The 1,782-nt window shown below is 43.4% G+C and carries 1 protein-coding gene and 1 pseudogene; both read right to left on the reverse strand.

Translation table 11 applies throughout. The annotated features are described in order from the left end of the window. A pseudogene (locus H5300_RS26540) lies at nt 1–713 on the reverse strand (transposase zinc-binding domain-containing protein); the annotation flags it as partial. Nucleotides 714–885: 172 nt separating this feature from the next. Further along, nucleotides 886–1,182 (reverse strand): hypothetical protein, encoded by a 297-nt coding sequence (locus tag H5300_RS26545; RefSeq protein WP_182797340.1) that lies wholly within the window; start codon nt 1,180–1,182, stop codon nt 886–888. Between the last annotated feature and the right edge of the window lie 600 nt (nt 1,183–1,782).

The raw sequence follows: 1,782 nt of genomic DNA on the forward strand, positions 1-1,782 counted from the left end.
ACATTCCATTGACGGTAATCTTGAATATGATTGGTGGTCGATGTGGATAAGTTAAGGTCGCCGTATTTTTGTCTGAGAAGCGCGATGAGAGTGCGCCGCCAGTGATACTCGACATGCTTCTTTTTGAAGTAGATAGGTTTCCAGGAATGGTGTTTATCTAACCCTCCACGGGTGACCGATAAATGGATATGTGGATGCCAGTGAAGGGCTCGACCATAAGTATGAAGCGCTCCGAATATCCCTACCTCAAGTCCATGCTTTTTTGCCCACTTCAGCAGCGTGTCCGCCGCAAGAGAGAACAAATCATTAAGTAATACAGGATTGGCTTCGAAGATGGGCCATAGCTCGCTCGGCATAGTGAACGTGATGTGCTGATGTTCACAGTCAGGCATGACATCAAGTTGGGTATGTATCTATTGCTCAGTGGACTTAGTACCACAAGAGCTGCACGCCTTCGTTTTGCAGCTTTGGCAGATGACCTTAGTATGCGGACAGTCTGGCGTACCACAATCGTAGTGTTTAGCTCCCATTATGTTAGTCCCACACGCTAACATTCGCTCAACACACGAGATTTGCCAGAGACTAAAAGTCTGAGCGTGTTTCCAAAGCACCTTTTCCCAAGCATTGTCTTTTTCAAAGAGAAGTTTCGTTGCGCGGGGAACAAATTCTTTTGGTGTGTGGTGGCGACGTCTATGGCCTGAGTATTGAACCACGTAAAAATCTAGAGGAGGGGAATGTAAGGATAGGATAACGTACTATGAATGATAAGAGTATCAATGAATTAACAGTGCCCTAGCTCGATGCGTAGCATCGCTATCTTGATCTTCTTTACTTTGTTAGTTGCTTGCATGATTTATTCCCTTATGTGCTTAGTGTTGTATAAGGTTAATATCTTGTCTTTTCTACATCTACGATCTGGACAATCCCATCTATTTTTTGAAGTGTTAAAATTCCATCTCTTAATGTTTTAGCTTTTACTGTTCGTCCTTCTGGAATATGAGAAAAAGCGGTTATAATGTTATCAAGTATAAACAGTACCCCGTTCTTCTCTTCAAGTGTCAGATCAGTATAGTTGCAAAGGATTGATGAAAGATCGTTTACAGCCCTTTGGTCATCCTCATTCAGTTCAAAACCACCTGTAATGATATCCATGATCTGTCCCAGTTTAGAAGTAAATGACATATTAGTATCCCTCTTCTTCATCTTCACAAACTTCGTGAGCTTCTTGATATAATTCTTCGTATTCTTTAGAGTCCCAATCAATATAGCAAGTTTCTTCAAACTGTTGAACCAACCAATTAAAGCTTATCCACGTATTAACATTGAAACCAAACTTTCCACCCAAAACAAAAACCTGATGGCAAAGAGCGACCTAACATGGTGTTTTGAGTACGAACTTCCAACTTACCTAAACTTGGATCATGAACCCTACGGGTGAACAGTTAGAACGTCAGGCAAAGCTGGCGTTGAATAGAGGGTGAAAGTCCCTTCTGGGTAAGAGTTAGCCACTCGCCCGGTCCTCGAGCTATGCGAAGTGTCAGGTAACTGGCAATGTGAAGTGTTAGTAGAGGCATCTGTAGGCCAGGTATTGAGCCAAGTTAGCACCATATAGGAGGCGGTGATGTTGTTAACTGAAACAGAAACCAACAATTGCCTAAGCGTAAAAGGCAAGCTCAAGGCAATGCCTCCCGGGGTCGGAGACCCTGTGCATGCAGAGAAATTCAACGTACGGAACCTGAGAGATCCTGTTCGGGCCTTTCTAACGGAAGGAGCCTGTAGTGC

The organism is Vibrio sp. SG41-7 (assembly GCF_014164465.1).
Taxonomy (GTDB): Bacteria; Pseudomonadota; Gammaproteobacteria; order Enterobacterales; family Vibrionaceae; genus Vibrio; species Vibrio splendidus.